Here is a 392-nt window from a genome sequence, read left to right as displayed (position 1 = left end):
GCAGCCAGCTGGGCAGGGAACCCGCCACCATCACCCCGCCCGACAACGCCAGCCGCGGCATCAGATTCAGCCAGATCAGCGGATCAACATACGACGGTATCTTTTCCTCTGGTTTTTCCTTGGCGGTGGGCAGCGACGGGAACGCCTACGCCTGGGGATCCAACAGCCAGGGCCAGCTCGGCGACGGGACGGGCACAACACGTACCCGGACCTGCCCAAGGACTTCACCTACCTGCAGGTCAGCGGCGGAGGCGATCATTCGCTGGCCCTGGGCAGCGACGGATACGCCTACGCCTGGGGATCCAATACTTTTGGCCAGCTCGGCGACGGGACGATCACCGACCAGCATACGCCGGTCAGGGTGAAAAAGCCTGCAGGCACGCCCGGGGACT

The 392-nt window shown here is 64.8% G+C and carries 1 protein-coding gene and 1 pseudogene; both read left to right on the top strand.

Annotated features, from left to right (window positions below; genetic code table 11):
• Nucleotides 1-125 precede the first annotated feature (125 nt).
• Nucleotides 126-191, top strand: a pseudogene (locus tag QRX41_RS08545) (RCC1-like domain-containing protein); the annotation flags it as partial.
• A gap of 20 nt (nt 192-211) precedes the next feature.
• Nucleotides 212-392, top strand: a 181-nt coding sequence (locus tag QRX41_RS08540; protein ID WP_449495106.1) for a hypothetical protein, incomplete at its 3' end; no start/stop codon positions are given.

Origin of the sequence: Bifidobacterium kimbladii (genome assembly GCF_032193675.1) — a bacterium.
Lineage (GTDB): Bacteria > Actinomycetota > Actinomycetes > Actinomycetales > Bifidobacteriaceae > Bombiscardovia > Bombiscardovia kimbladii.
Note: the sequence above shows the minus strand (reverse complement) of the source record. Positions and strands in the feature narration are given on the sequence as shown.